Consider the following 364-nt stretch of genomic DNA (forward strand, 5'->3'; position numbering starts at 1 on the left):
GTGGCGGAAATTCATGATGGTGGTGCGGTCCGGCAAGGCGCTATCCAGGGATAACCGGGCAAACAGACGCATGGAGGCGATTTCGTACAGAGCATCTTCCATCGCGCCATCGCTCAGGTTGTACCAATGCTGCATGCAGTGAATGCGTAGCATGGTTTCCAGCGGATAAGGTCGCCGGCCATTACCAGCCTTGGGGTAAAACGGCTCGATGACTTCCACCATGTTTTGCCATGGCAGAATCTGCTCCATGCGGGACAAGAAAATCTCTTTTCTGGTCTGACGGCGCTTACTGCTGAATTCACTGTCGGCGAAGGTAAGTTGATGACTCATGATGAACCCTGTTCTATGGCTCCAGATGACAAAC

At 52.7% G+C, this 364-nt stretch carries 1 protein-coding gene; it reads right to left on the bottom strand.

What is annotated here, in order from left to right; translation table 11 throughout:
• On the bottom strand, positions 1-330 hold a 330-nt coding region (locus HG542_RS34325; protein WP_171088360.1), incomplete at its 3' end, for a transposase.
• Positions 331-364 lie beyond the last annotated feature (34 nt).

The organism is Streptomyces morookaense, from assembly GCF_013030945.1.
GTDB classification, from domain to species: Bacteria; Actinomycetota; Actinomycetes; order Streptomycetales; family Streptomycetaceae; genus Streptomyces; species Streptomyces morookaensis.